At 39.6% G+C, this 260-nt stretch carries 1 rRNA gene; it reads left to right on the top strand.

The features are described from left to right. Positions 1 to 197 precede the first annotated feature (197 nt). Positions 198 to 260 (top strand): 16S ribosomal RNA (locus tag MO387_RS20960); the annotation flags it as partial.

The raw sequence follows: 260 nt of genomic DNA, 5'->3' as shown, positions 1-260 counted from the left end.
AAACAAGAAATCTGTGTGGACACTCACAGGTGTTGAGTTAATCGAAACTGCTTAACCTTCGGGTTGGCAGTCAAAAATTTAAATCAATGTAACAATGAGTGTTCATAGCAATATGTACAGTTTGTTTCTTTTAGCGAGAAACAAAAAATCAGAATTCATTGAGCCGCTGAAGTCGCAAGACGGAAGCAACAAAACTTTAATTGAAGAGTTTGATCATGGCTCAGATTGAACGCTGGCGGCAGGCCTAACACATGCAAGTC

This window comes from Shewanella sp. N2AIL (genome assembly GCF_022690845.1).
GTDB lineage: Bacteria > Pseudomonadota > Gammaproteobacteria > Enterobacterales > Shewanellaceae > Shewanella > Shewanella baltica.
The sequence above is the reverse complement of the archived record's forward strand: the minus strand, read 5'-3'. Positions and strand labels throughout refer to the sequence as shown.